The sequence below is a fragment of the Lactobacillus helveticus genome, assembly GCF_046109915.1.
Lineage (GTDB): Bacteria > Bacillota > Bacilli > Lactobacillales > Lactobacillaceae > Lactobacillus > Lactobacillus helveticus.
Map to the genome: position 1 here is coordinate 1,654,146 of NZ_CP151471.1, position 24,644 is coordinate 1,678,789.

Annotated in this window: 20 protein-coding genes; 11 read left to right on the top strand and 9 right to left on the bottom strand. The window is 37.8% G+C overall.

Annotated elements, in window-relative coordinates; genetic code table 11:
• Positions 1-24: 24 nt before the first annotated feature.
• The 9 genes from AADV52_RS08420 to rpmH form a co-directional block, all read right to left on the bottom strand.
• Positions 25-1,128, bottom strand: coding sequence for a hypothetical protein (locus AADV52_RS08420; protein ID WP_014919664.1), 1,104 nt, complete (start codon positions 1,126-1,128; stop codon positions 25-27).
• A 93-nt stretch (positions 1,129-1,221) separates the two neighbouring features.
• Positions 1,222-2,781, bottom strand: coding sequence for a ClC family H(+)/Cl(-) exchange transporter (locus AADV52_RS08425; RefSeq protein ID WP_014919665.1), 1,560 nt, complete (start codon positions 2,779-2,781; stop codon positions 1,222-1,224).
• A gap of 99 nt (positions 2,782-2,880) precedes the next feature.
• Positions 2,881-4,284 carry an NADP-dependent phosphogluconate dehydrogenase gene (gene gndA, locus AADV52_RS08430; RefSeq protein WP_014919666.1) on the bottom strand — a complete coding sequence of 468 codons (1,404 nt, stop codon included), beginning with the start codon at positions 4,282-4,284 and terminating at the stop codon, positions 2,881-2,883.
• Between the two features lie 165 nt (positions 4,285-4,449).
• Positions 4,450-6,252: a pyruvate oxidase gene (gene spxB, locus AADV52_RS08435; RefSeq protein WP_014919667.1), complete on the bottom strand. Its 1,803-nt coding sequence runs from the start codon at positions 6,250-6,252 to the stop codon at positions 4,450-4,452.
• Positions 6,253-6,609: 357 nt separating this feature from the next.
• Positions 6,610-8,508 (bottom strand): tRNA uridine-5-carboxymethylaminomethyl(34) synthesis enzyme MnmG, encoded by a 1,899-nt coding sequence (gene mnmG, locus AADV52_RS08440; RefSeq protein WP_014919668.1) that lies wholly within the window; start codon positions 8,506-8,508, stop codon positions 6,610-6,612.
• A gap of 8 nt (positions 8,509-8,516) precedes the next feature.
• Complete coding sequence (gene mnmE / locus AADV52_RS08445) at positions 8,517-9,902, bottom strand: tRNA uridine-5-carboxymethylaminomethyl(34) synthesis GTPase MnmE (RefSeq protein ID WP_014919669.1); 1,386 nt, start codon at positions 9,900-9,902, stop codon at positions 8,517-8,519.
• A gap of 109 nt (positions 9,903-10,011) precedes the next feature.
• Positions 10,012-10,908: a YidC/Oxa1 family membrane protein insertase gene (locus AADV52_RS08450; RefSeq protein WP_041808875.1), complete on the bottom strand. Its 897-nt coding sequence runs from the start codon at positions 10,906-10,908 to the stop codon at positions 10,012-10,014.
• Positions 10,889-11,257 carry a ribonuclease P protein component gene (gene rnpA, locus AADV52_RS08455; protein WP_003624919.1) on the bottom strand — a complete coding sequence of 123 codons (369 nt, stop codon included), beginning with the start codon at positions 11,255-11,257 and terminating at the stop codon, positions 10,889-10,891. The genes AADV52_RS08450 and rnpA overlap by 20 nt, the downstream gene beginning before the upstream one ends.
• A gap of 52 nt (positions 11,258-11,309) precedes the next feature.
• A complete protein-coding gene (gene rpmH / locus AADV52_RS08460) occupies positions 11,310-11,450 on the bottom strand; it encodes a 50S ribosomal protein L34 (protein WP_003549412.1) in 141 nt (46 codons plus the stop codon).
• A 475-nt stretch (positions 11,451-11,925) separates the two neighbouring features.
• Between rpmH and dnaA the strand changes: the two genes are divergently transcribed.
• The 11 genes from dnaA (at position 11,926) to AADV52_RS08515 (ending at position 24,644) form a co-directional block, all read left to right on the top strand.
• Positions 11,926-13,293, top strand: a complete 1,368-nt coding sequence (gene dnaA, locus AADV52_RS08465) for a chromosomal replication initiator protein DnaA (protein WP_014917982.1) — start codon at positions 11,926-11,928, stop codon at positions 13,291-13,293.
• A 164-nt stretch (positions 13,294-13,457) separates the two neighbouring features.
• Positions 13,458-14,588 carry a DNA polymerase III subunit beta gene (gene dnaN / locus AADV52_RS08470; RefSeq protein WP_014917983.1) on the top strand — a complete coding sequence of 377 codons (1,131 nt, stop codon included), beginning with the start codon at positions 13,458-13,460 and terminating at the stop codon, positions 14,586-14,588.
• 226 nt (positions 14,589-14,814) lie between these two features.
• Entirely contained in the window at positions 14,815-15,039 is a 225-nt protein-coding gene (gene yaaA, locus AADV52_RS08475) for a S4 domain-containing protein YaaA (protein ID WP_014917984.1), read from the top strand.
• The gene (gene recF, locus AADV52_RS08480; RefSeq protein WP_014562759.1) at positions 15,039-16,166 is read left to right on the top strand and encodes a DNA replication/repair protein RecF; all 1,128 of its coding nucleotides are present in this window, start codon (positions 15,039-15,041) and stop codon (positions 16,164-16,166) included. Before yaaA ends, recF begins: the two co-directional genes overlap by 1 nt.
• Complete coding sequence (gyrB, locus tag AADV52_RS08485; RefSeq protein WP_014917985.1) at positions 16,167-18,131, top strand: DNA topoisomerase (ATP-hydrolyzing) subunit B; 1,965 nt, start codon at positions 16,167-16,169, stop codon at positions 18,129-18,131. It begins immediately after the preceding gene.
• Between the two features lie 10 nt (positions 18,132-18,141).
• Positions 18,142-20,625: a DNA gyrase subunit A gene (gene gyrA / locus AADV52_RS08490; RefSeq protein ID WP_014917986.1), complete on the top strand. Its 2,484-nt coding sequence runs from the start codon at positions 18,142-18,144 to the stop codon at positions 20,623-20,625.
• A gap of 218 nt (positions 20,626-20,843) precedes the next feature.
• Complete coding sequence (rpsF, locus tag AADV52_RS08495) at positions 20,844-21,140, top strand: 30S ribosomal protein S6 (RefSeq protein ID WP_003628006.1); 297 nt, start codon at positions 20,844-20,846, stop codon at positions 21,138-21,140.
• Between the two features lie 45 nt (positions 21,141-21,185).
• Complete coding sequence (gene ssb / locus AADV52_RS08500) at positions 21,186-21,704, top strand: single-stranded DNA-binding protein (RefSeq protein ID WP_014917987.1); 519 nt, start codon at positions 21,186-21,188, stop codon at positions 21,702-21,704.
• A 28-nt stretch (positions 21,705-21,732) separates the two neighbouring features.
• Positions 21,733-21,969 carry a 30S ribosomal protein S18 gene (gene rpsR / locus AADV52_RS08505; RefSeq protein ID WP_003549366.1) on the top strand — a complete coding sequence of 79 codons (237 nt, stop codon included), beginning with the start codon at positions 21,733-21,735 and terminating at the stop codon, positions 21,967-21,969.
• 197 nt (positions 21,970-22,166) lie between these two features.
• The gene (locus AADV52_RS08510) at positions 22,167-22,484 is read left to right on the top strand and encodes a hypothetical protein (RefSeq protein WP_014917988.1); all 318 of its coding nucleotides are present in this window, start codon (positions 22,167-22,169) and stop codon (positions 22,482-22,484) included.
• A 138-nt stretch (positions 22,485-22,622) separates the two neighbouring features.
• Positions 22,623-24,644 carry a DHH family phosphoesterase gene (locus AADV52_RS08515; protein WP_014917989.1) on the top strand — a complete coding sequence of 674 codons (2,022 nt, stop codon included), beginning with the start codon at positions 22,623-22,625 and terminating at the stop codon, positions 24,642-24,644.

Consider the following 24,644-nt stretch of genomic DNA (forward strand, 5'->3'; position numbering starts at 1 on the left):
CGGAGTTACTAGCAACTTATTTAACTATTTATGATCTATGAAACGTTGCATTTTTATCATCTCTGAGCCAGCTAAATCAACACTAATTAGATCATCATAATTATGATCACTGATCTCACCTAAATCATATTCAGTCAAAATCTTCAAATCAAATCCCTCATCACCGCGGTCAGCAATTAAGCCCAAGCGGTCTGGGTAATGGTAAACAGAATCACTAATTTTTATCACATGATCATCTGGCCAAGTTTCAATTACTTCAGTAATCGATTTAATTGGACCATTAAGATTGAGTGAACGTTCTAAGTTATCAGGATCAAAACTATGATTTTTTTGTTGCCAGTCAACTAAATAATTAAAGTAATTTAGCCTTTCAGATTCTTCCGTGACATGAGCAACATGTCGACGCGCAATCACAGCAATAGATTCAACTTGGCCTAGCTCGTTTAAACTTTCAAGCAAGATATTATCTTCATCATACTTAAGCACCTTACCAATCACAAAATTGCCAAATTGATCATCAAAAGTATAATCAAAATAAATTTCTACAAGCTTCAGCTCATTAAAATCATAATTTTGTTTTTGCTTTAAGTAGTGCAAAAACAAGTTATTATCGATGCTATTCACATCGACACAAACAATATCTTTAAGAGGAATAACTGTAGCAAAATGCTCTATAGAAGTTCCATTTTTCTCTAAAATATGAACCTCTTTTTTATCAAGTTGAGTAATCAAACCAGTGTAAGTTACGCCCGTATCAACCTCAAAGGTCGCAAAAGGCTGCACATCGACAACATTGATCAACAAGTCATAAATATCAGTAAAATCCCAATTCTTTACTGAACTATTTAAGTGTTTCATATCAAAAGGATCTTTAATTTCAGTGGTTGCATAATAATGCAGTACGGGTGTATAGTCTTCTATTTTAGCTATTTGATCCTCTTTTATAAAAACAATTCCGCCCTGATTGCCAGTTTGATCAACTGATTCTAAAACAATCCAGCCGTGTTCACGGGCTACAATTTGACCAATATAGTAAGAATTAGCATCAATAAAAGTAATGCTCTCGTCCCCGCCTAAATTATATTTTTCTTGATCGGCATTCAATGTAACCTGCACTAATTTATTCACATCTATCCCTCTTTTCTGTATAAGTTCAAGTATCCACTAAGAACCATTTTTCTGCAAGAAAAAAGCGGCATCTATTGATGTCACTTAATTTCATTAACCATCAAGCTCAACGCCCTGCAGTTGTTTCATCTTACTATAAACTGCACCACGTTGACTTGAATCAAATTCCAGAATCAACATATCACCACCGCGGATAACGGTCTGACCATTAGGAATAATTTCATCCCCATCCCGGCGGATAGTACTTACACGCGTATCTTCAGGCCATTTGATTTCCGATACTTTTTTATCAACTAATCTAGAGCTCTCATAGACTGGCAGAACCATTTGATCAGCTTGACCAGTATAGTTAACCTTACGATCGCTATGCTTGTCCATAGCGGCTGCTAAAAGGCCGTAGATAGGCTTGCCGCCAAGAAGTTCATCAACTAATAAGGCAATAAATGCAACAACAGCAAGAGGCATTAAGTGCAACAATGAGCCAACCATTTCAGTGATCAAAATAATTGCAGTAAATGGTGCGCGGATAATTGCGGCAAAATACCCTGCCATCGAGAAGATTACTAAATTAACTACTAAACGTTGAGGCAATAACCCAAGCTGAACCATGAACAAGCCATAAGTTGCACCAATTAAGGCACCCATAGTCAAAATTGGCAAAAAGATACCACTTGGTAAACCAGAGTCATAAGCTACGATTGAAAAGACAATTCTCATAACGTAGAAAAAGGCTAACATTCCAACTAAGCCCCATCCACTTTTGGTAATTATATGTGGCATTGCCAAAATCAAGCGATTACCTGGACCTGTAATCAATGGCCAAAAGTAAGCTATTGGAATTAAGATTGCTAAAGGTATTAAACCATGTAGCCAGCGTGGTAAAAACGTGATTTTTGCATAAACTTTTTTCAAACTAAATAATCCGACTTTGTATAAATGACCTAGAACACCTAATAAGATCCCTAAAATAATCAAATGCCAATAGAGCACAATTGGGAATGAATAATTATATAAGATTCCAAGTGCTGGCCGAATACCGAATATATTAGACACTACAAAGTTTGATGCGATTGCTCCAGCTAAAGCATTCATCCAAACAAGTGGAGAAAAATTATGGAAAACTTCTTCTAGTACAAATAGGGCTCCACTAAGAGGTGCCCCAAATGCTGCAGACAAACCACTAGCAGCACCGGTTGCTAATAAAATTCGTGAATTAAGCTTATTCTGCTTGAAACCTTGGCCAACACCTTGGCCAATAGTTGAACCCAGTTGTAATGAAGGGCCTTCTGGTCCTAAGAACAGACCTGTACCAATTACCAGAATACCCCCTATTAACTTACGCCATAAGATTGGGAACCACTGCAGAGATAACTTCCCTTGAAGCTGCAATTTTACTTCAGGAATACCAGATCCTCCCACATGCGGATACTGTTTTACAAAATAGCCTGCAATTACGGCTACTGCGATAAAGCCTATAATAATCACAATGAACCATAGTGGATTACTATGAGCTAGTTGAAACAAATGCAGCCAAAAGCCTGACGTTTTTTCAATTCCAAACCTAAATAGTCCAACTACTATACCAGTAAAAATACCAACTACTAATGCTTGTAAAAGTAGTTTTATATTGGTTTTATTTCCCTCGTCTTTCATATAATCCTCTCTTTAATTGAACAATTTCGACAAACTCTATTGTACAATAAAAACCAGCTAAGATTTAGCTGGTTTTTGGTTTCATGTGAAACAGATTAATTATTTTTCTTCATACCATTCAGTGTGGAATGTGCCTTCACGGTCATTTCTTTGGTAAGTATGTGCACCAAAGTAGTCACGTTGACCTTGAATAAGGTTTGCTGGTAAATCTGGGTTAAAGATTGATTCCAAGTAGTTAAGAGCTGCGCTCAAAGTTGGAGTCGGAACGCCAGCCTTAGTAGCAAATTCAACTGACTTTCTTAATGCTGGAAGGTTTTCTTCCATAAGCTTTCTGAAGTAGTCATCTTGGAACAAGTTCATCAGCTTGTTGCCCTTTGAATATGCATTTTCGATATCCTTAAGCATTGCGGAACGAATGATGCAGCCTGCTTCCCAGTCTTGGGCGATGGACTTGTAACGCAAATCCCAATTGTAAGCTTCTGCAGCCATAGTTAATTGTTGGAAGCCTTGTGCGTATGCGACAGCTTGAGCCAATTGCAAAGTCTTTTCAAATTCATCAACTAAATCATCAGGAATTTCACCCTTGTATTCAAACTTAGTAGGCTTAATACCACTCTTAACTGCCAAATGAGCTTGCTTACTCATGAAACGAGCCATAACGGCTTCAGCTACAACAGTTACTGGAGCACCAAGCGCAACACCATCTTCAAGCATCCAGTTACCGGTACCCTTGTATGAAGCAACGTTCAAGATATGATCGATAACGTGATCTGGAGTTAAATCATCTTTTTGAGCTAATACTTTAGAAGTAATTTCACTAAGGTATGCTTCAACCTTACCGTGGTTCCATTTGTCAAAAATTGCGGACATTTCATCGTCACTCTTATGAGCAACGTCACGAAGCAAGTTGTAAACTTCTGAGAATTCTTGCATGATACCATATTCGATACCATTGTGAACCATCTTTACATAGTGACCAGCACCTTCTGGACCCATGTAACTTACACATGGTTTACCTTCCTTGTTCTTAGCTGCAATAGCTTCAAGAATTGGAGCAACCTTTTCATAAGCTGCTTCATCACCACCAGGCATAAGAGCAGGACCATTGAGGGCACCTTCTTCACCACCGGAAACACCCATACCAATAAAGTGAATGCCATGCTTTTCCATTTCGTGGTAACGACGGTTAGTATCGTGGTAATTTGAGTTACCACCATCGATTAAAATATCGCCCTTGTTCAATAATGGAAGCAATTTTTGCAAAGTTTGATCAACTGGATCACCAGCCATAATTTGAATCAAAATCTTGCGTGGCTTTTCAAGTGAATTTACAAATTCTTCCCATGTGTAACATGGCTTCAACTTATCGTCTTCATATTTTGCAAAAGCATCAACTTCTGGTTTATCAATTGAAAAACCAGAAACTGAGAAGCCGTGATTTCTAACGTTTAAAGCGAGGTTTTTACCCATAACGGACAAACCGATAACGCCGAATTGTTGCATATCTTTAAATATCCTCCATTTAATTACAATTTATCAAACTTTATTATACGTTTTAGACGAAGAAAAGCGAAACTAAAATATTATATTTCCTAGGAAATATCTCCATACAAAAAGCGAGATAAATATCTCGCTTTTTGGTCAATTGAATTAAAACATCTTTCAAAATTAGTGTTGTGATGCACCAGAAACTGTATCAGGAGCTTCTTCCGGTTCTGATTCTTCATGTTGAGATGCACCTGTTGCAGCATCAGCTTCCAAGCCATACTTTTCTGCAAAGTAACTAAATGGCTTCAAATCTTCTGCTTCGTATTTCTTAACGAATGCAGGATCATTAAGTGAATTCAATTCAGTTGAGTAAGGCATGTTGTGAGTGTACTTGATGTCAATCAACATTGGACCATCCATCTTCTTGAATTCATCAACAGCTTCTTCGAATTCTTTCTTGGTGCGAACAACTACACCTTTCATATTCATACCTTCGGCTACCTTTGCCCAATCGTTGTCAGGGAGCTTTACACCTGACAATGGTTGGTTAGATTCATCAACTTGTTCAGCTTCAATGAAACCTAAAGTTTCATTGGTGAAGACAACATTCAAAACATGCATGTTGTAGCGTGACATAGTCAATAATTCTTGGTTCATCATGGCAATACCACCATCACCAGCTAAGTTCCAAACTTCACGGTCTGGGTAAACTGTTGCTGCCATAAGTGCAGCTGGAGCACCATAGCCCATAGTTGCGTGAAGACCTGAGGTAGTCCACTTTTGATCATCATGTAATTTCAAAAGACGACATGAGTCAACGTTTACGTTACCAACGTCAATGGCAAAGACAGCATCGTCATCAGCATTCTTGTTAATTACGTCCCAAATTGGTTCTGGACGAACTGGCATTTGATCTGAATTATTGAAGCTGTCTTCCCATGCATCCCAGTTCTCACGGTCAACAATAGCAGCCTTATAAAGTGGTGATTCAGTTCTTTCTTCACCAGCATCAATAATAGCGCGAAGAGACTTCTTAGCGTCAGCTAACATTGAAACAGTAGTTGCGTGACGCTTACCAAACTTAGATGCATCAACATCAATTTGGATAACCTTTGCATCCTTAGGGAACCATAATAATGAGAATGGTGAGTTGTTACCAACCCAAACAACTAAGTCAGTATACTTTTGAACTTCATTAGGTGCTTTAGGCCCAATTCTACCAATAGTACCTAAGTATGCTGGGAATTCGTCTTCTACAACACCTTTACCTAAGTATGAAGACATAATAGGTGTCTTGAACTTTTCAGCGAATTCCTTAACTTCTTCACCAGCATCCTTTGCACCAGCACCAATATACATAACTGGATTCTTGGCTTCCTTCAAAAGCTTAACAGCTTCATCAACTGAAGTCTTAGTTGGAGCTGGGTAATTTGCCTTAGGATGAGCATCCTTGTTCACGCGGAAGTTATCTTCGATCTTTTGCCAGCCGTAATCCTTAGGAATAATCAAAACAGCTGGACCTTTTCTTTCATAAGCTTGACGAATTGCTTCATCAGTTAATACTGGAATTAATTCTGGAGTTTTAGCTGAAGCACACCATACACTAGCATCTAAGAACCATTTATCTTCATCAAAGGCTTGGAAGAAATCAATATCTTGTTTGCTAGTTGGTACGTTGGCAACGATTGCTACCATTGGTGACTTGTCATATTTAGCATCGTATAAGCCATTAAATAAGTGTGCAGCACCTGGACCGGCAGAACCAAAACATACGCCTAACTTACCAGTTACTTTGTATTCTGATGAAGCAGCGAGTGCGCCAGCTTCTTCGTGACGTACTTCGATAAATTTCATCTTATCTCTGAAGTCATAGATGGCATTCATACTTGAGTCGAATGAACCACCAGGGAAACCATAGATGTGATCAATTCCCCAATCATAAATAACTTTAAGCATTGCATCAGAACCATTAATTTTTGTCATTATAAAGTTCATCTCCTTAATCTTTTGTTTTTTTCATAATGTATTAAAACACATTTATTCATATTTTCAAAGCGTTACAAATGCTGTTATTATGCAGATGAAAGTGCTTTTTAAAAATAATCATTTCACAAAGATAGATAAATTTCTACTTATATGTCACTCATCGGTAGCGCTTTCCATTGTGATTTCATGAACATTATTATACTAAAAAGGATTTATTTCATATACATTTATTTTTACTTATAGTAAAAAATTAATAAATTTTTTTATTACCCGGGATATTTTGACTAATGATTATTTAATTCCAAGCAAAAAAGGCATAATTGAGTAAATCAATTATGCCTTTTTTCATATTATTTATTTTTTAACCTTAGAATAGCGTCCGTTTTGAATATATACACTTAAAATTGCCAAGTCAGCGGGGTTTACTCCTGAGATTCTTTCAGCCTGAGCTAATGTTTCAGGACGAATCTTTTCAAACTTCTGTCTTGCTTCAGTTGCTAAGCCTTCGATCATCTCATAATCAATATCTGCAGGAATCTTCTTAGCTTCTTGTCTCTTCAGACGAGCAATTCTGGTTTCTTCTTTCTTGATGTAGCCAGCATACTTAATGCCAATTTCAACTTGTTCCTTGACGTAACGATCACCAGGAATCTTTTCACCAGTGAGACGTTCAATATCTGCAATTTTCACGTTAGGACGACGTAAAAATACATCTGCCTTAACTCCAGCCTTCATTGGTTTTTGACCAATGCTCTTCAAAAATTCTTGCACATCATCACTTAAATGAACTGTGATTTCATGTAATCTTTCTTTTGCATCCCTAATAGCTTGCTTCTTTTCTTCGAACTTTTCGTAACGTTCATCAGAAATCAAGCCAAGTTCATGGCCATATTCAGTCAAACGCAAATCAGCATTGTCATGACGCAAGATCAAACGGTATTCTGCACGACTAGTAAGCAAACGATATGGCTCATTGGTACCCTTAGTTACTAAGTCGTCGATCAAAACACCGATGTAGGCGTCGTTTCTGCCCAAAGTAAAGCCAGGCTTATCTTGTGCACTGAGAGCTGCGTTAATGCCGGCGATAAGGCCTTGTCCAGCAGCTTCTTCGTAACCTGAGGTACCGTTCATTTGACCTGCAGTAAACAAGTGCTTGATGTTCTTTGTTTCAAGGGTATGTTTCAATTGCCATGGCTCAACTACATCATATTCAATTGCGTAACCTGGGCGCATCATTTCAGCGTGTTCAAGTCCGGCAACTGAGTGAACCATCTTTAATTGGATTTCTTCTGGCATTGAAGTTGAAAAGTCTCCCACATAAACTTCCTTAGTAGTTCTGCCTTCTGGTTCAAGGAAAATTTGGTGACGATCCTTATCAGCGAAACGAACCACCTTATCTTCAATAGAAGGACAATAACGTGGACCAACGCCCTTGATAATTCCACTAAACATAGGTGCACGATTAAGATTTTCTCTAATAATTTCGTGAGTACCGTTGTTGGTGTAAGTCATCCAACAAGAAATTTGATTCTTTAAATAATCAACGTCTTTACTTTCATATGAGAAATGACGAGGTGTCTTATCGCCAGGCTCTTCCTCAGTCTTAGAGTAATCAATCGTATTGCCGTTAACACGTGGAGGCGTACCAGTCTTAAAACGACGAAGCTTAAAACCAAGCTTTTCTAGATTTTCTGACAACTTAATTGAAGGAGTTGTGTTGTTAGGACCTGAAGAATAAGTAAGTTCACCAATAATGATCTTGCCACGTGCTGCGGTACCAGTAGTAAGCACAACGCTTTTAGCGTGATATTTAGCTCCAGTATTGGTAATTACACCTTTGCAGACGCCATCTTCAACTACCAATTGATCTACAATTGCCTGACGCAAGGTTAAATTAGGCGTATTTTCAATTGTATCCTTCATATATTCATGATATTGCCACTTATCAGCCTGCGCACGAAGTGCACGCACAGCAGGACCTTTACCGGTATTTAACATTCTCATTTGAATGTATGTAGCATCAATATTTTTACCCATTTGTCCGCCTAAAGCATCAATTTCACGGACAACGGTACCCTTAGCAGGGCCTCCAACTGATGGGTTACATGGCATAAATGCAACCATATCCAAACCAATAGTCACAAGCAAGGTCTTTTGCCCCATATGTGCACTTGCCAATGCTGCTTCACAGCCTGCGTGACCTGCTCCAACAACAATTACATCATATTCATTTGAATCATATGTTTTAATCATTCTCTTCCCTACTTTCCTAAACAGAATTGACTAAACAATTGCGTTACCAATTCATCAGGTGCGCTTTCACCAGTAATTTCACCTAAGGTGTCCCAAGCCCCGGTAAAGTCGATTTGAGCAATATCAACTGGGATGCCATCTTCAACTGCCTGTACAACATCTTGCAATTCTTTTTTAGCCTTAGTTAAAAGTGATGTTTGACGCTGGTTAGTAACCATTACTTGATCATTAGAATTTTCAATGCCTGCAAAGAATAATTTGTTGATTAATTCTTCTAATTTATCAAGATTTTTCTCCTTCAAAATCGAAGTTAAAATAACATCACTGCCAGTTTGTTTTTTCATCTCATCGACTGTTATCTTTTGTCCTAAATCAGATTTATTCAAGACAATAATTCTCTTCTTATTCTTAGTCTCTTCAATCAAGGCCTTATCTTCAGCAGTCAATTCTTGACTAGCATCAATCAGTAAAAGTACTAAATCCGCACGATCGAGAGCTTTCTTCGATCTTTCTACTCCAATTTTTTCAACCTTATCATCCGTATGGTGAATTCCAGCAGTATCAATTAATTCTAGAGGTACACCTTTTACAGATACATATTCTTCGAGTGTATCTCGCGTGGTTCCGGCCACATCGGTTACAATCGCCTTATCACTCTGAGTCAGGTAGTTAAGCAGTGATGACTTACCCACATTAGGCCGCCCCACAATTGCAGTTGCAAGACCGTTACGCAAGATTTTACCCTCTTGTGCCGTTTTTAATAGTCGATCGATTTTCTTAATCACTGATTTAGCTGTGTCAGCCATTTGCTTAGCAGTAACGGCATCCGCATCATACTCTGGGTAATCGATATTTACTTCCACATTAGCTAGAGTATCTAAGATTTCTTGGCGCATTGCTTGGATTTTATGTAAAAGACCCCCAGCAAGTTGGCCGACGGCAACTTGACGTGCCTTGTCCGTTTTAGCACGAACAATATCCATCACACTTTCAGCCTGAGTTAAGTCGATTCTGCCATTAACAAAAGCACGTTTTGTAAATTCACCTGGATCGGCCATACGTGCGCCATGACTTAATAAAAGCTGCAAAATATGATTCGTAACTACGATCCCACCGTGACAATTGATTTCCACAATATCCTCACGTGTAAAAGTTTTAGGCGCACGCAATACTGTAACCATTGATTCGTCAATAGTCTTATCAGTATCAGGGTCAACAATATGACCGTAATGAATGGTATGCGTTGGTACTTTAGTTAAGTCTGCACCTTTAAAAACTTCATTAGCAATTTTTACTGCATCTTCACCCGACATCCGCACAATGGAAATTCCGCCTTCGCCAATAGGGGTTGAAATTGCAGCAATTGTATCGAACTCTGTTAAAGTTTGAGCCATAATTTCACCTTTTTTCAATAAAAAAAGTGCATTATACCACCACGAATAAACATGATGGATAAAGCACTTTGACTACTTTATCTAAAAATCATTTTAGATTGATATTCTTTTATCTCTTTTTGCGTCCTAAACGCTTGTAAGTTTTTCTTATCTTACGCTTACGCTCACGTTCAGCTTCTGCCTTAGCCTCTTGCTCTTTCTTAAATTTAATAGGATTTTGCAAGATAAAGGTTTGAACTGCCTGGAACAAGTTGGAAATAACCCAGTAAAGAGTAATAGCTGATTGGAAGTTCAATGCCATTGCACCTACCATGATCGCCATTCCATAAGTCATTACCTTGGTCATCCCATTTTGAGCTGACTTAGGCGTAGCTAACTGACTAATGTAGGTAGACAAGAAAGTGAAAACCATTGCCAAGATCGGCATTATGTAATAAGGATCCGGTTTACTCAAATCCATCCATAAAAAGCGACCAGTTTGCAACTGTGGTGTACGTAAAATCGCACCATACAAAGCATACATAACAGGCAATTGAATCAAAACAGGCAAACATCCAGTATATGGATTTACTCCTGCTTCTTTATATAGTTTGTTAGTTTCTTGTTGTAATAGTGTCCTTGATTCAGTGTCACGTCCTGGATACTTCTTACGCAACTCATTAATTTGTGGTTGAATGTCTTGCATCTTTGTTGTGCTTCGAATAGAAATAGCATTCAAAGGCAACAAGATCACACGAATAATAATGGTAAAGACAATAATTGCCCATCCATAGCTATTGCCCATTAACTTAGCTAACCACAAAATGAAAGCTGACATGTAATAAACAATCCATCTGTCCCACCAATTTCCACTGTTATGTGAAACTGGTGCAACATGACCGTTTGTACCTTGAGCCGCACATCCTGTCAAAACGACAGCAAGTGTAATCAAAGCTAAAACGGCAAGAAGACGTTTGACATTTCTCTTGGTCAGAATGTCCTTCAATCTAATTTTCCTCAACTTCATCTGGCATTTCTTCAATAATATGAGCCAAAGCTAATGCATGAAGCAAGTTTTTTCGTACTTTGACCATATCAAAATTACGAGCATAAGGCCGTGTAATGATTAAAAAATCAACTTGGGGATCAATCTCCAACTTCTCTTCATCAATTACGGCCCGAATATAACGCTTGAGTCGATTACGCGCAACTGCAGTATGACCAACCTTTTTGCCGACAGAAATACCTACCCGAAAATGTTTATTTTCTGGTTTTTCTACCTTATAAATGACAAAAGCACGATTGGCTACTGAATTACCAGACTCGAAAACTTGCTGGAAATCTTTTTCAGATTTTACTCGATAAGACTTTCTCAAAACGTTTCATTCCACTCTATGTAGACTAAAAAAACCACTGGGATTCAGTGGTTTAAGCAGATAAGACTTTTCTACCCTTTGCGCGGCGTCTTGCTAAAACCTTACGGCCATTTGATGTGCTCATACGCTTCATGAAACCATGAACACGTGAACGGTGACGCTTCTTAGGTTGGTAAGTTCTCTTAGTTGTCATTGTAAACTGCACCTCCATAAAATCTTTGTGCTAAATACACAATTTCTTATTAAGAATAGCACGAATAGCCGCAAAAACCAAGTATTTATTTAAAAAAGCACATCTGCATGCTTAAAAACAAAATCAAAAATAAGGATTTTTTATGTGGATAAAAAAATTATTATTTTTCACAAAAAAAGAAATTCACAGATCAATTCCCAGTTTTTTCCACATCCCACAGGGTGTTTAAAAAATAATTCACACCATGTGGATAACGCATATGGTAATGGTATTTAAATACTGATACAATAGCAAAAGTAATCCACAGCATAGATGTGCATAAAGCAACATTTTAAATTTAACCATGTCAAAATGTGCATATTAATATTAAAATAATCCACAGGCTGTTAATCATGTTAATTACTTTTGCTCTTGTGGAAAACTTTTATATAAAATGATACACTTAATGTGCTTTTTACTATTGGGGGAATGCACATTGTTCGACATTAAAAAATTTTGGCAACATTTTAACGATGAAATGCGAGCTCGTTTTAATGAAGTTGCTTATAATGCATGGTTTAAAAATACTAAACCTATTTCTTACAATAAAAATACACACGAATTGAAAATTTTAGTTCAAAATCCTGTAACAAAAGGATATTGGGAAAAAAATCTTTCTTCACAGTTAATTCAATCCGCCTATGGATATGCTGGAATGGAAATCCTACCTGTATTCCAAATAAACGAAAATAACGACAGCCCTGAGCGAATCGTTACTCCAGAACCTAGGTATGCTATTCAATTACGACAAGAAAAAAGAGCACCCAAGCAATTTACTAAAAATTTGAAGTTAAATGAAAAATATACATTTGACAATTTCGTTCAAGGTGAAGGAAATAAATTGGCTGCCGGTGCTGCATTAGCCGTAGCGGACAGTCCTGGTAGTTTTTATAATCCATTATTTATTTTTGGTGGAGTCGGTCTTGGAAAAACTCACTTAATGCAAGCGATTGGTCACCAAATGCTCGCTGAACGACCAAATGCAAAAGTAGTCTATATACAGAGTGAAACTTTCGTTAACGATTTTATTAATTCCATAAAAAATAAAACGCAAGACCAATTCCGCGAAAAATACAGGACTTGTGACTTGCTGCTAGTTGATGATATTCAATTTTTTGCCAAAAAAGAGGGTATTCAGGAAGAATTTTTCCATACTTTTGAGACTTTATATAATGATCAAAAGCAAATTGTAATGACGAGTGATCGTCTGCCAACTGAAATTCCTGATCTATCAGAGCGTTTAGTTTCGCGATTTACATGGGGCTTACAGGTTGAAATTACACCTCCGGATCTTGAAACCAGGATTGCAATTTTGCGAAGAAAGGCAGAAGCAGAAGGCCTAGTCATTGATGACAATACTTTAGATTATATTGCTTCTCAAGTAGACACTAACATTAGAGAACTCGAAGGTGCTCTTGTTAAAGTTCAGGCATACGCAACTATTGAAAGGGCAGATATAAACGTCAACCTAGCACGAGAAGCTCTAGTTGATCTCAAATTAGTACAAAAAAATCGGGGCTTGCAAATATCTAAGATCCAAGAAGTCGTCGCAAATTATTTCCAAACTTCAACTGCTGAATTAAAGGGTAAAAAGCGTGTACGGCAGATTGTAGTACCACGGCAAATAGCGATGTACTTATCTCGAGAATTAACTGATGCTAGTTTGCCAAAAATTGGACAAGAATTTGGCGGCAAAGATCATACTACAGTAATGCATGCCTATGATAAAATCGACAAGCAGATAAAAACAGATACAGAAATAAAAAGTGCAGTATTTGATTTAAAACAAATGATTGAACACTAGCTTTAAGTTATCCACTGTGGATAACTTTCAGAGTTTTACACATAGTTTTTAACCGCTCTAATTCCGTTATTTTAAGGCTTCTAATGAGTTTTCAACAAAATTCACAGGCCCTACTACTACTAATTAAATATATAATTAATATAAAGTAACTTAGGAGGATAACAATGAAATTTACAATTAAGCGTAATCTGTTTATCGAAAACTTGAATAATGTGATGCGAGCCATTTCTTCAAGAGCAACTATTCCAATTCTTAGTGGTATTAAATTGGATTTAACAGATACTGATTTAACATTAACTGGTAGCGATACAGACATTTCCATTGAAATTAAAATACCTGTAAATGAAGATTTAAATGTAGAATCTACAGGTTCAATTGTTTTACCTGCTAGATTTTTCAGTGAAATCGTTAAAAAATTGCCGGGTAAAGATTTCTCATTTGAAGTAAAAGAAAGTTTCCAAACTCAAATCGTATCTGAAAATAGTGAATTTACAATTAATGGGTTAGATGCAAATAATTATCCACGTTTGCCAGAAATTCCTGACAATGCTGCATTTACTATTTCTGGTAAAACTTTCCGTGAAATTATCAATGAAACTCAATTCGCTACCTCAAATGATCAAACTAGAGCTATTTTGACTGGTGTTCGGTTCTTCTTTAATCCAACTAACATTAAAGCAGTCGCAACTGACTCGCACCGTTTGTCACAAAGAACCATTGCTTTAGAAAACGGACCTCAAGCAGAAACCGATTTGATTATTCCAGGTAAGAGTTTGCAAGAATTAGCCAGAATTATTGGTGAAACAGATCCAGAAGTAAAGATTTGTCCTGGAGACAATCAAGCATTATTTGTAATTGGCAATCTTTCATTCTATTCACGCTTACTTGACGGCAATTACCCAGATACGGATCGCTTAATTCCAACTGAAAAGACTACTAGTGTTGAATTTGATATTTCAGAATTGTCCAGTGCGCTTGAACGTGCAAGTTTGTTAACTCACGCAGGCCGCAATAACGTAGTAACCTTAACTTTGGATACTGCAAATCAAACTGCAAAATTATCTGGTAAGTCTGCAGAAATTGGGAATGTGGAAGAAGACGTAAGCTTTAGAAATTTGGAAGGAAACGATTTACAAATTTCATTTAACCCTGATTACATGCGTGATGCCCTTAGAGCATCTGTTACTGATTCAGTGGTAATGAGCTTTACTAAACCACTTCGTCCATTCATCATCAATCCAGGTAAAGATGATATTGAATTTGTTCAATTAATCACTCCAGTTAGAACATACTAATTGAGTACACAATATTTAGGTGATAAAAAACTGCCCTAAAAATGGGCAGTTTTTTTATTTGCTTTTCTGTTAAAAGCTAAAAATCGACGTTCTCGTATTTTTTATTCTGAATAAGTGTGATCAGTTTATTTACTTAAAAACCGCAGAAAACGCCTTAAATAGCGTTTTAAGTTTGTTATTTGGCCTGAAAACTAATATAATTATATAGGTAAAAAGAGTATTGAAGGTGAGCATCATCAAATATTTTACAATTGTTGGCGACTGTATAACTTTAGGGCAATTCCTTAAAGAAGAAAGCATTGTTTCATCAGGTGGACAAGCTAAATTTTATCTCCAGGATAATCCAGTAACTTTAAATGGAGCACTTGAGAATCGTAGAGGTAAAAAAATTCGCGTTGGAGATCATCTGCTAGTTGATGGACAGGAATATGAATTTCGGCGGGAAGATTAATGTATCTTGATCATTTCGTAGTTCAAAATTTTCGCAATTTGAAGAAGCTTGATATCGATTTTGATCCTAACGTCAATATTTTTATTGGCAAAAATGCACAGGGGAAAACCAATCTCTTGGAAGCAATTTATTTTTTAGCCTTGACTAGATCTCATCGAACCAATTCAGATAAGGAGCTGATTGGTTTTGGTGGAGAATACACAAATTTGCTAGGTCATGTGCGAAAAAGTCAGGTTGATTTAACCTTGCGCGTTCTGATTACCCAAAAGGGTAAAAAAGTGTGGATAAACCGTGTTGAGCAAGCTAAGTTATCGAAATATGTTGGTCAGCTTAATGCTATTTTATTTTCTCCAGAAGATTTGGAGTTGATAAAGGGTGCTCCGGCTTTGCGGAGAAGGTTTATGGACCAAGAATTCGGACAGATAAATGCGGAATATTTATACTTTGCTAGTAAGTATCGCCAAGTTTTGCTTCAGAAAAATAATTATCTAAAGCAACTTGCTAAAGGAAAAACAAAAGATCAAGTCTTTTTAGATGTATTATCGGATCAACTTGCAGGCATTGCAGCGGAAGTGATTTTTCGGCGCTTTAAATTTTTGCGCTATTTAAGTCACTATGCCAGCGATGCATATGCACATATCAGTTTGGGTGGTGAAAAGCTAGCAATAGCTTACCACCCATCTGTTTCTACTATTGAGGCAGATGATACTGTTGAAGAGATTTATCAAAAAATACTAGCAAACTTTGAACGTAATAAAGCTGTTGAAATGCGGAAGGGTACTACAACGTCAGGACCGCATCGAGATGATATTGAGTTTAAACTCGATGGCAAAAACGCACATTTATATGCTTCGCAAGGACAGCAACGTTCTATTGCGTTAAGTGTGAAGCTTGCGGAAATTCAACTGGTTCATCAATTAACTGATGAATATCCGTTGTTGTTATTAGATGATGTGATGAGTGAGCTAGATCACACTCGTCAAAGTGCACTGCTTAATTATATTCATGGGAAAACTCAAACCTTTATTACTACGACATATTTAGAGGGAATTTCCTGGGAAATAATTAAGAAGCCGCGTGTGTACCACATTCAATCAGGCAAAATTAGTTTTGAGAAGGAGAATTAAATGGCTGATAATTCAAAGAAAAATCTTGATAAGGTCAAAAAATATGAAAAAGAGGCCGACAAGTATAATGCCAGTCAAATTCAAGTCTTAGGCGGCCTGGAGGCTGTTCGTAAGCGACCAGGTATGTATATCGGTTCGACTAGTTCTCAGGGATTGCACCACTTAGTGTGGGAAATTATTGATAACAGTATTGATGAACGACTTGCTGGTTTTGCTACCAAGATTGAAATTACTGTTAATGAGGATGGTAGTGTTACTGTTCAAGATGATGGTCGTGGTATCCCAGTAGATATTCAAAAAAAGACAGGTCGTCCAGCTTTAGAGACTGTATTTACTGTACTTCACGCCGGTGGTAAATTCGGCGGTGGCGGATATAAGGTATCAGGTGGTCTTCACGGTGTTGGTGCATCTGTTGTAAATGCTTTGTCCACCAAGCTTGATGTAACTGTCATGCGTGACGGTAAAAAGTATTTCATCGATTTTGATCACGGCCGCGTTAAGGATGAAATGAAGCAGATTGGTACTGTGCCACTTGATCAACATGGGACTATTGTTCATTTCTATCCAGATCCTGACATTTTTACTGAAACTACTACTTTCGATGACAAGATCTTAAAGAATAGAATTCGTGAACTTGCATTTTTAAACAAGGGATTGAAACTTACTTTTACAGATAAGCGTAAAGATAGTGCCGAAACCGATGTATACAAGTACGAAGGTGGTATTAAAGAATACGTTGCCTTTTTGAACAAGGGGCAGGAAGTATTATTTGATGAACCTATCTATGTCGAAAGCACATATAACGGCATTGACGTGGAAGTTGCTTTGCAATATACAAATGGCTACAAAACTACTTTAATGACCTTTGCCAACAATATCCATACCTATGAAGGGGGGATGCACGAAGCCGGCTTCAAGACTGCTTTGACTCGTGTTGTAAATGATTATGCTCATAAGGCAAAAATCTTAAAAGACAAGGATGATAACCTTTCTGGTGAAGACATCCGTGAAGGGATGACGGTTGTTGTTTCAGTTAAGCACCCCAGCCCTCAATTTGAAGGGCAGACTAAGACAAAATTGGGTAACTCAGATGCTAGAACAGCAGTAGATAAGTCATTCTCTGAAACCTTTAGTCGCTTCTTAATGGAAAACCCATCAGTTGGACGCAAAATTGTGGAAAAGGGTCAACTTGCCGAACGTGCTAGAACCGCTGCTAAGCGTGCACGTGAAGTTACTCGTAAAAAGTCTGGTTTGGAAATTGCAAACTTGCCAGGTAAATTAGCCGATAATACAAGCAATGATCCAAGTATTTCTGAATTATTCATCGTTGAGGGTAACTCAGCCGGTGGTTCAGCTAAGCAAGGTAGATCTCGTTTAACCCAAGCCATTTTGCCAATCAGAGGTAAGATTTTAAACGTTGAAAAAGCTTCAATGGATCGAATTTTGGCCAACCAAGAAATTAGATCTTTGTTTACAGCTTTAGGTACAGGATTTGGTGCGGACTTTGATGTGTCTAAAGCACGTTATCATAAGTTGATTATTATGACTGATGCCGATGTCGATGGTGCTCACATTAGAACTTTGCTTTTGACGCTGTTTTACAATTACATGCGTCCAATGATTGAAAAAGGATATGTATACATCGCTCGTCCACCTCTGTACCAAGTCCGTCAGGGCAAGGTAATTAAGTATCTTGATACTGATGAGGAATTGCATGATTACTTAGGTAGTTTGCAGCCAAGTCCTAAGCCTGTTGTACAGCGTTACAAGGGGTTAGGTGAAATGGACCCAGAGCAGTTATGGGAAACTACTATGAATCCAGAAAATAGACGTTTGGATCGAGTAAGTCCTGAATATGCCAAGGATGCAGATGCAGTCTTTGAACTCTTAATGGGTAATGAAGTTGCTCCAAGACGTGACTTTATTCAAAAGAATGCTAAATATGTTGAAAATTTGGATGCATAGGAGAGGTTAGATGGACGATAATCAAACCCAAGATCGTAGAATTAGAAACGTCGATTTAACTAGCATGATGCGTAGTTCTTTCTTGGACTATGCAATGTCAGTTATCGTAGCTCGTGCTTTGCCTGATGTTCGTGATGGTTTGAAGCCTGTACAGCGCCGTATTCTTTACGGAATGAGCGAATTAGGTGTTACACCTGATAAGCCATATAAGAAGAGTGCCAGAATTGTTGGGGAAGTTATGGGTAAGTTTCACCCACACGGTGACTCATCAATTTATTTAGCTATGGCTCACATGGCACAAGACTTTTCATATCGTTACATGCTAGTTGACGGTCACGGTAACTTTGGTTCCGTCGACGGGGATGAACCAGCCGCAATGCGTTATACCGAAGCAAGAATGAGTAAAATCGCTGTGGAAATGCTTCGTGATATCAACAAAAATACAATCGACTGGCAAAGAAACTATGATGATACTGAAAATGAACCAGTAGTTTTGCCAGCTAGAATTCCTAACTTGTTGATTAACGGTGCTAATGGTATCGCTGTTGGTATGACAACCAACATTCCACCTCATAACTTAAGTGAAGTAATTAGCGGTTTGCATATGTTGATGAAAAATCCTGATGCGACTACTAAGGATTTGATGAAAGTTATTCCAGGTCCTGATTTTCCAACTGGTGGTATTATCATGGGTCGCGGTGGAATTTACCGTGCTTATGAAAGTGGCAAGGGCAATATCGTTGTTCGTGCTAAAACCAACATTGAAACTGAAAAGAGTGGCCGTGAAAGAATTATCGTTAGCGAAATTCCTTACATGGTCAACAAGGCTGAATTAGTTAAAAAGATTGCAGATTTAGCTCGTGAAAAGATCATTGATGGTATTACCGGTGTTCGCGATGAATCTGACCAGACTGGTATGAGAATTACCATCGATATTCGCCGGGATGCTAGTGCGAGTGTTGTTTTGAATAATTTATTCAAGCAAACTCAAATGCAGGCCAACTTCGGCATGAACATGGTTGCCATTGTTGACGGTGCACCTCACTACTTAACTTTGAAGCAAATGTTGCAATACTACTTGGATCACCAAAAAGATGTTGTAACGCGTAGAACTAAGTTCGAATTAGCCAAGGCTGAAGCTAGAGCTCATATTCTTGAAGGTTTAAGAATCGCTCTAGATAATATCGATGAAATTGTTCATATTATCCGTAGCAGTCATTCAAGTGATATTGCTAAAGCAACTTTAATTAGTCGTTTTGGTCTTGATGATAAGCAATCTCAAGCAATTTTGGATATGCGTCTTGTACGTTTAACCGGTTTGGAACGAGACAAGGTTGAAGCCGAATATAAAGAATTGCAAGCTAAGATTGCTGACTACAAGGATATTTTGGCTAAGCCTGAACGAATCGATAAGATCATTTACGATGAATTATTAGATATTCAAAAACGTTTTGGTGATAAGCGTAGAACTGAAATCGGTGCTAGTGAAGTTGTTTCAATTGAAGACGAAGATTTAATTGAAAAGCAAAATATTCTTTTGACTGTAACTCATAATGGCTATATCAAGAGAATGCCAATTCAAGAATTTAAGACCCAAAACCGTGGTGGTAAAGGTATCAAGGGTATGGGCGTTCAAGATAGCGACTTCATTGAACACCTAATTTACTCAAGTACTCACGACATGCTTTTGTTCTTTACTAATGCTGGTAAAGTTTACTCAAAGAAAGCATATGAGATTCCAGAATATGGTCGTATGGCCAAAGGCTTGCCTGTAGTTAACTTGCTTCAACTTGAAAAGGGCGAAAAGGTACAAACTGTAATCAACGTTCCAGAAGGAGCAGATGATAATTACTTATTCTTCATCACTAAGATGGGTACCGTAAAACGCACTCATGTCAGTGAATTTTCAAACATTAGAAATAGTGGTTTGATTGCTCTTACTTTGCGTGATGGGGATGAATTAAGCAATGTCCTTACTACTGACGGTAAGCAAAACATTTTAATTGGTACTCATTTAGGCTATGCAGTAACCTTTAACGAAAATGATGTTCGTGCTATGGGTAGAACTGCTGCAGGTGTTCGCGGAATTAACTTACGTGATCATGACTATGTAGTTGGTTCAGGCGTATTAGACGCAGACGACCAGGTATTAGTCATTTCTGAAAAGGGTTATGGTAAGCGTACTCCGGCTGCAGAATATCCAGTTAAGGGCCGTGGTGGTAAAGGTATCAAGACTGCTAATATCACTGAAAAGAATGGTCCACTTGCTAGCGTAATTGTCATTAGCAAGGGCAAGGACATCATGGTTATCACTACCGATGGTATTATGATTCGCTTTAAGACTAAGGATGTTTCTCAAACTAGACGTAGCACCATGGGTGTTCGCTTAATCAAGGTTAACGATGATAGTCAAGTTGCAAGTTTAACCATTGTTCCATCTGAAGCTGATCAAGATCAAGTTGATGATGAAGATGACAATGATGATAATGAGTAATTGATTAAAAAATCAAAAAATTTGAAGTTTTAAAAAAATTATCAAACTTTTTTGCGTAATAAATAGTGAACAGTAAAAAACTATTTAGGATCACGTGAAAAACTGTTTGGTAATTTTTTATTTATATGCTAGAATTAGAAATTGCGAGTAATATTTCAATTACTCCTTGTTCTTGATTTTAGCAAGAACCATATAGTCCAAAAGGAGGTGCATTAGTCATGGCAACTACAAAGTACGAAGTAACTTACATTATCAAGCCTGATGTTGATGAAGAATCAAAGAAGGCCCTCGTAGAAAACTACGACAAGGTTATCGCTGATAACGGTGGTACTATGGTAGAATCCAAAGACTGGGGCAAGCGTCGTTTCGCATATGAAATTGATAAGTATCGTGAAGGTACTTACCACATTATGACTTTCACTGCTGACAACGCTGACGCAGTTAATGAATTTGGTCGTTTGTCAAAGATTGACAACATGATCTTACGTTCAATGACCGTTAAGTTAGACAAGTAATTTTAATTTATTGTTTTCGTGATTTAGGAAAGGAAGGGCATAAGTATGATTAATAGAGTTGTACTTGTTGGCCGTTTAACACGTGATCCTGAATTGCGTACTACTGGGAGTGGAATCTCGGTTGCTACGTTTACTCTTGCTGTTGACCGTCAATTTACAAATAGCCAAGGTGAGAGGGGCGCGGACTTTATCAGCTGTGTAATTTGGAGGAAATCTGCAGAAAACTTCTGCAATTTTACTTCAAAGGGTTCATTGGTTGGTATTGATGGCCGTATTCAAACCAGAAGTTATGACAATAAAGATGGGCAAAGAGTATATGTAACTGAAGTTGTCGTTGATAACTTCGCATTGCTCGAATCACGCAAGGATCGTGAAGCCCGCGGTCAAAACGGTGGTTATACACCAAACACTGGAAATGCTGGTGCACCAAGCACTAACAACTTCCAAAATAATGGTGGATCACAAAATAATGCTCAGAATAATAATCAATCAAGCAACGCTCAAGATCCATTTGCAGGCTCTGGTGATCCAATTGATATTTCTGATGATGATCTTCCATTCTAAAAAATATTTAAAGAAAGGATTCTAGAACATGGCTCAACAAAGAAGAGGCGGCCGTCGTCGTCGTAAGGTTGACTACATTGCAGCTAACCACATCGATTACGTTGACTACAAGGATGTCGATCTGTTGAAACGTTTTATCTCAGAAAGAGGTAAGATTTTACCACGTCGTGTTACTGGCACTAGTGCTAAGAACCAACGTAAAGTTGCAAATGCTATTAAGAGAGCTCGTATCATGGGCTTATTACCATTTGTTGCTGAAGACTAATTTAAATTAGATCGAATATAAACTAAAAGGACAGGATTATTTCCTGCCCCTTTTTTGGCTCTATAATTTTTCCTGTTGATGACTTATCAATATGATAAGCTGTTAACAGGTTTTTTATTGCATAAAAAAGGAGGACATAGTCCCCTGTAATAAAAAATCTATCCTACTAAACATTTTATAAATAAAGGTGTGTTTCTATGTCCTCTTTTAATAATTGTATTAAATTTGATCTTGATATTAAAGAAAAAAATATTGTTTTCAAAGACTATTTCTACAAAATGGTCCAGATGAAAAAGCACAAAATCAAAGTAGATAAATTATTATATATTTGGGTTCCTACTGAACAAAAAGCAGAGTTGTTTTATCATCTGGTCACGAAAAGATTAGATGCAGATCATAATTACTTTACGGTTAAAGATGCCTATGTAAAAGCAAGTGATGTTGAATTTCACGGTGTTAAACTAACCCCATCTAATACACCAGAAGAAGCACAAGCTACTGCTTTGAAGAAATAGCATATATTACAAAATATCTAAAAAGAGAATCTCTGTTAGTCAGAGATTCTCTTTTTAGCATCTACTCTTTTCATTCATAACGCGTAATAATGTATAATTGATACTGATATATTTTACCTTGTAATAGGAAGGATCTTCATGAAAGATTTTTTACGTAAGCTTGAATTGCCTGAATTTATTAAAGATTCACGATTAACAGCTTCCGTAGTAATCATCTTAGTGCTTTCTTTAGTGGGAAGCATTATTGCGATGATTATGAGTCCATTATTTGGCCTGGCAATGGTATTGATTTTCATTTTGTCTGTTGCTTTTGCCATTTATGGAACCTACATTTTAGCAGGTAAGGCAACTAATTTTGCAGTTAATTTGTCCTACCGTATAAAACGTAGTGAACAAGAAGCAATGATCAAGATGCCGCTTGGTATTTTGCTCTATGATTCTGATCACCAGATTCAATGGGTAAACCCTTATCTGCAATTGTATCTTAAGGATACAGACCTAGTAGGTCACACAATTGAAGCTGTAGATCCAGATCTGAATAAATTGTTGAATGAAGCGATTGAAGCTAAAACCTCAGAAAATCACATAGTTAATTGGGATGGACACCGTTTTGAAATGGTAGTTCAAGATGATTTGGGCGTAATTTATCTGTTGGATATTACACGTTATGCAAAAATTGAAGACAAATATGAAGCCGAACGTCTTGCCATTGGGCAGGTCTTTATTGATAATTATGATGAATTAAGTGAGACAATGCATGATCAGGAATTGACCAGCATGAGTTCATATGTACAAAACACGCTAAGCAATTATGCTAAGAAGTTTAGGGCATATTTAAAACGGATCGATGAAGATCACTTTTTACTGCTAGTACATATGCAAGATTTAGCTGAGATGGAAAAGGACAAGTTTTCTGTTTTGGATAAAGTGCGGCAAGAAACTAGCCGCAACAATACTCCGCTTACTTTGTCAGTCGGGATTGCTTTTGGCTCCGATTCGCTATCTGAAATTGCCAACCAGGCACAATCTAACCTTGATTTAGCCTTAGGACGAGGCGGGGACCAAGTCGTGCTCCGTCAACCGGGTAAGGATGCACGCTTTTATGGCGGTAAATCTAACCCAATGGAGAAGCGAACCAGAGTTAGAGCACGAATGGTCTCACAAGCAATTAGTGAACTTTTCAAAGATGCAGACCGCGTTTTCGTTGTTGGTCACCAACGTCCGGATATGGATTCTGTTGGTAGTGGTATTGGTGTCGTAAAATTGGCTCGATTTCATGGCGTAAAAGCTAATTTTGTCTTGGACACTAACAAGACTAATTATGACGTAGGTCGCTTAGTCATCAGGATGCAACAGAAGAATCAGGACAAGGATATTTTTATCAGTCCTGAGGAAGCTCTGGCTGAAACAACCGATAAATCAATGTTGGTCATGGTTGACCACTCTAAGTATTCAATTACTTATTCTCAGCCCTTGTATGACCGCTTGAAGAATAGGATTATCGTAATTGATCACCATAGACGTGGTGAGGAATTCCCAGAAAACCCAATGCTTACCTATGTTGAACCATATGCTTCTTCTGCTTGTGAGTTGGTCACTGAGATGATTGAGTATCAACAACCAGCTCAAGGCAAGCGAGTATTAACAGACTTAGAAGCAACTGCAATGCTGGCTGGTATCGTCGTCGATTCTAAAGAATTCTCGCTTAGAACGGGTACTCGAACCTTTGATGCGGCAAGTTACTTGCGGTCAATTGGTGCCGATTCAGCTGTGGTAAGTTCGCTGCTTAAGGAAGACATCGATAGCTTCCTTGAGAGAACACACTTGGTTGCAACTTTGAAGATGGTAAAACCACATATGGCTGTTTTGTGTGGCCCTGATGACAAAATTATTGATCCAATCATCACGGCTCAAGCAGCTGATACGGCACTTGATTTGGAAAATGTGGGTGCTAGTTTTGCCATTACGCGGCGCACTCCAGATACCATTGGTATTTCTGCACGTTCCATGGGTAAGATTAACGTGCAAATTATTATGGAAAAGCTGGGCGGCGGTGGTCACCTTTCCAATGCGGCTACCCAGATCAAAGGTGTTACTATTGAAGAAGCAAGAGCAAAATTGCTTCAGGCAATTGATGAATACGAAAAGGAAAATGAATAA

What these genes read in the sequence shown, in the direction of transcription:
- AADV52_RS08450 (WP_041808875.1), bottom strand. Translation starts at nt 10,908, where the DNA reads ATGAAGTTGAGGAAAATTAGATTGAAGGACATTCTGACCAAGAGAAAT.
- gndA (WP_014919666.1), bottom strand. Translation starts at nt 4,284, where the DNA reads ATGCAACAATTCGGCGTTATCGGTTTGTCCGTTATGGGTAAAAACCTC.
- AADV52_RS08510 (WP_014917988.1), top strand. Translation starts at nt 22,167, where the DNA reads ATGTCCTCTTTTAATAATTGTATTAAATTTGATCTTGATATTAAAGAA.
- gyrB (WP_014917985.1), top strand. Translation starts at nt 16,167, where the DNA reads ATGGCTGATAATTCAAAGAAAAATCTTGATAAGGTCAAAAAATATGAA.
- gyrA (WP_014917986.1), top strand. Translation starts at nt 18,142, where the DNA reads ATGGACGATAATCAAACCCAAGATCGTAGAATTAGAAACGTCGATTTA.
- AADV52_RS08425 (WP_014919665.1), bottom strand. Translation starts at nt 2,781, where the DNA reads ATGAAAGACGAGGGAAATAAAACCAATATAAAACTACTTTTACAAGCA.
- rpsR (WP_003549366.1), top strand. Translation starts at nt 21,733, where the DNA reads ATGGCTCAACAAAGAAGAGGCGGCCGTCGTCGTCGTAAGGTTGACTAC.
- ssb (WP_014917987.1), top strand. Translation starts at nt 21,186, where the DNA reads ATGATTAATAGAGTTGTACTTGTTGGCCGTTTAACACGTGATCCTGAA.
- AADV52_RS08515 (WP_014917989.1), top strand. Translation starts at nt 22,623, where the DNA reads ATGAAAGATTTTTTACGTAAGCTTGAATTGCCTGAATTTATTAAAGAT.
- recF (WP_014562759.1), top strand. Translation starts at nt 15,039, where the DNA reads ATGTATCTTGATCATTTCGTAGTTCAAAATTTTCGCAATTTGAAGAAG.
- mnmG (WP_014919668.1), bottom strand. Translation starts at nt 8,508, where the DNA reads ATGATTAAAACATATGATTCAAATGAATATGATGTAATTGTTGTTGGA.
- mnmE (WP_014919669.1), bottom strand. Translation starts at nt 9,902, where the DNA reads ATGGCTCAAACTTTAACAGAGTTCGATACAATTGCTGCAATTTCAACC.
- rpsF (WP_003628006.1), top strand. Translation starts at nt 20,844, where the DNA reads ATGGCAACTACAAAGTACGAAGTAACTTACATTATCAAGCCTGATGTT.
- spxB (WP_014919667.1), bottom strand. Translation starts at nt 6,252, where the DNA reads ATGACAAAAATTAATGGTTCTGATGCAATGCTTAAAGTTATTTATGAT.
- dnaN (WP_014917983.1), top strand. Translation starts at nt 13,458, where the DNA reads ATGAAATTTACAATTAAGCGTAATCTGTTTATCGAAAACTTGAATAAT.
- rpmH (WP_003549412.1), bottom strand. Translation starts at nt 11,450, where the DNA reads ATGACAACTAAGAGAACTTACCAACCTAAGAAGCGTCACCGTTCACGT.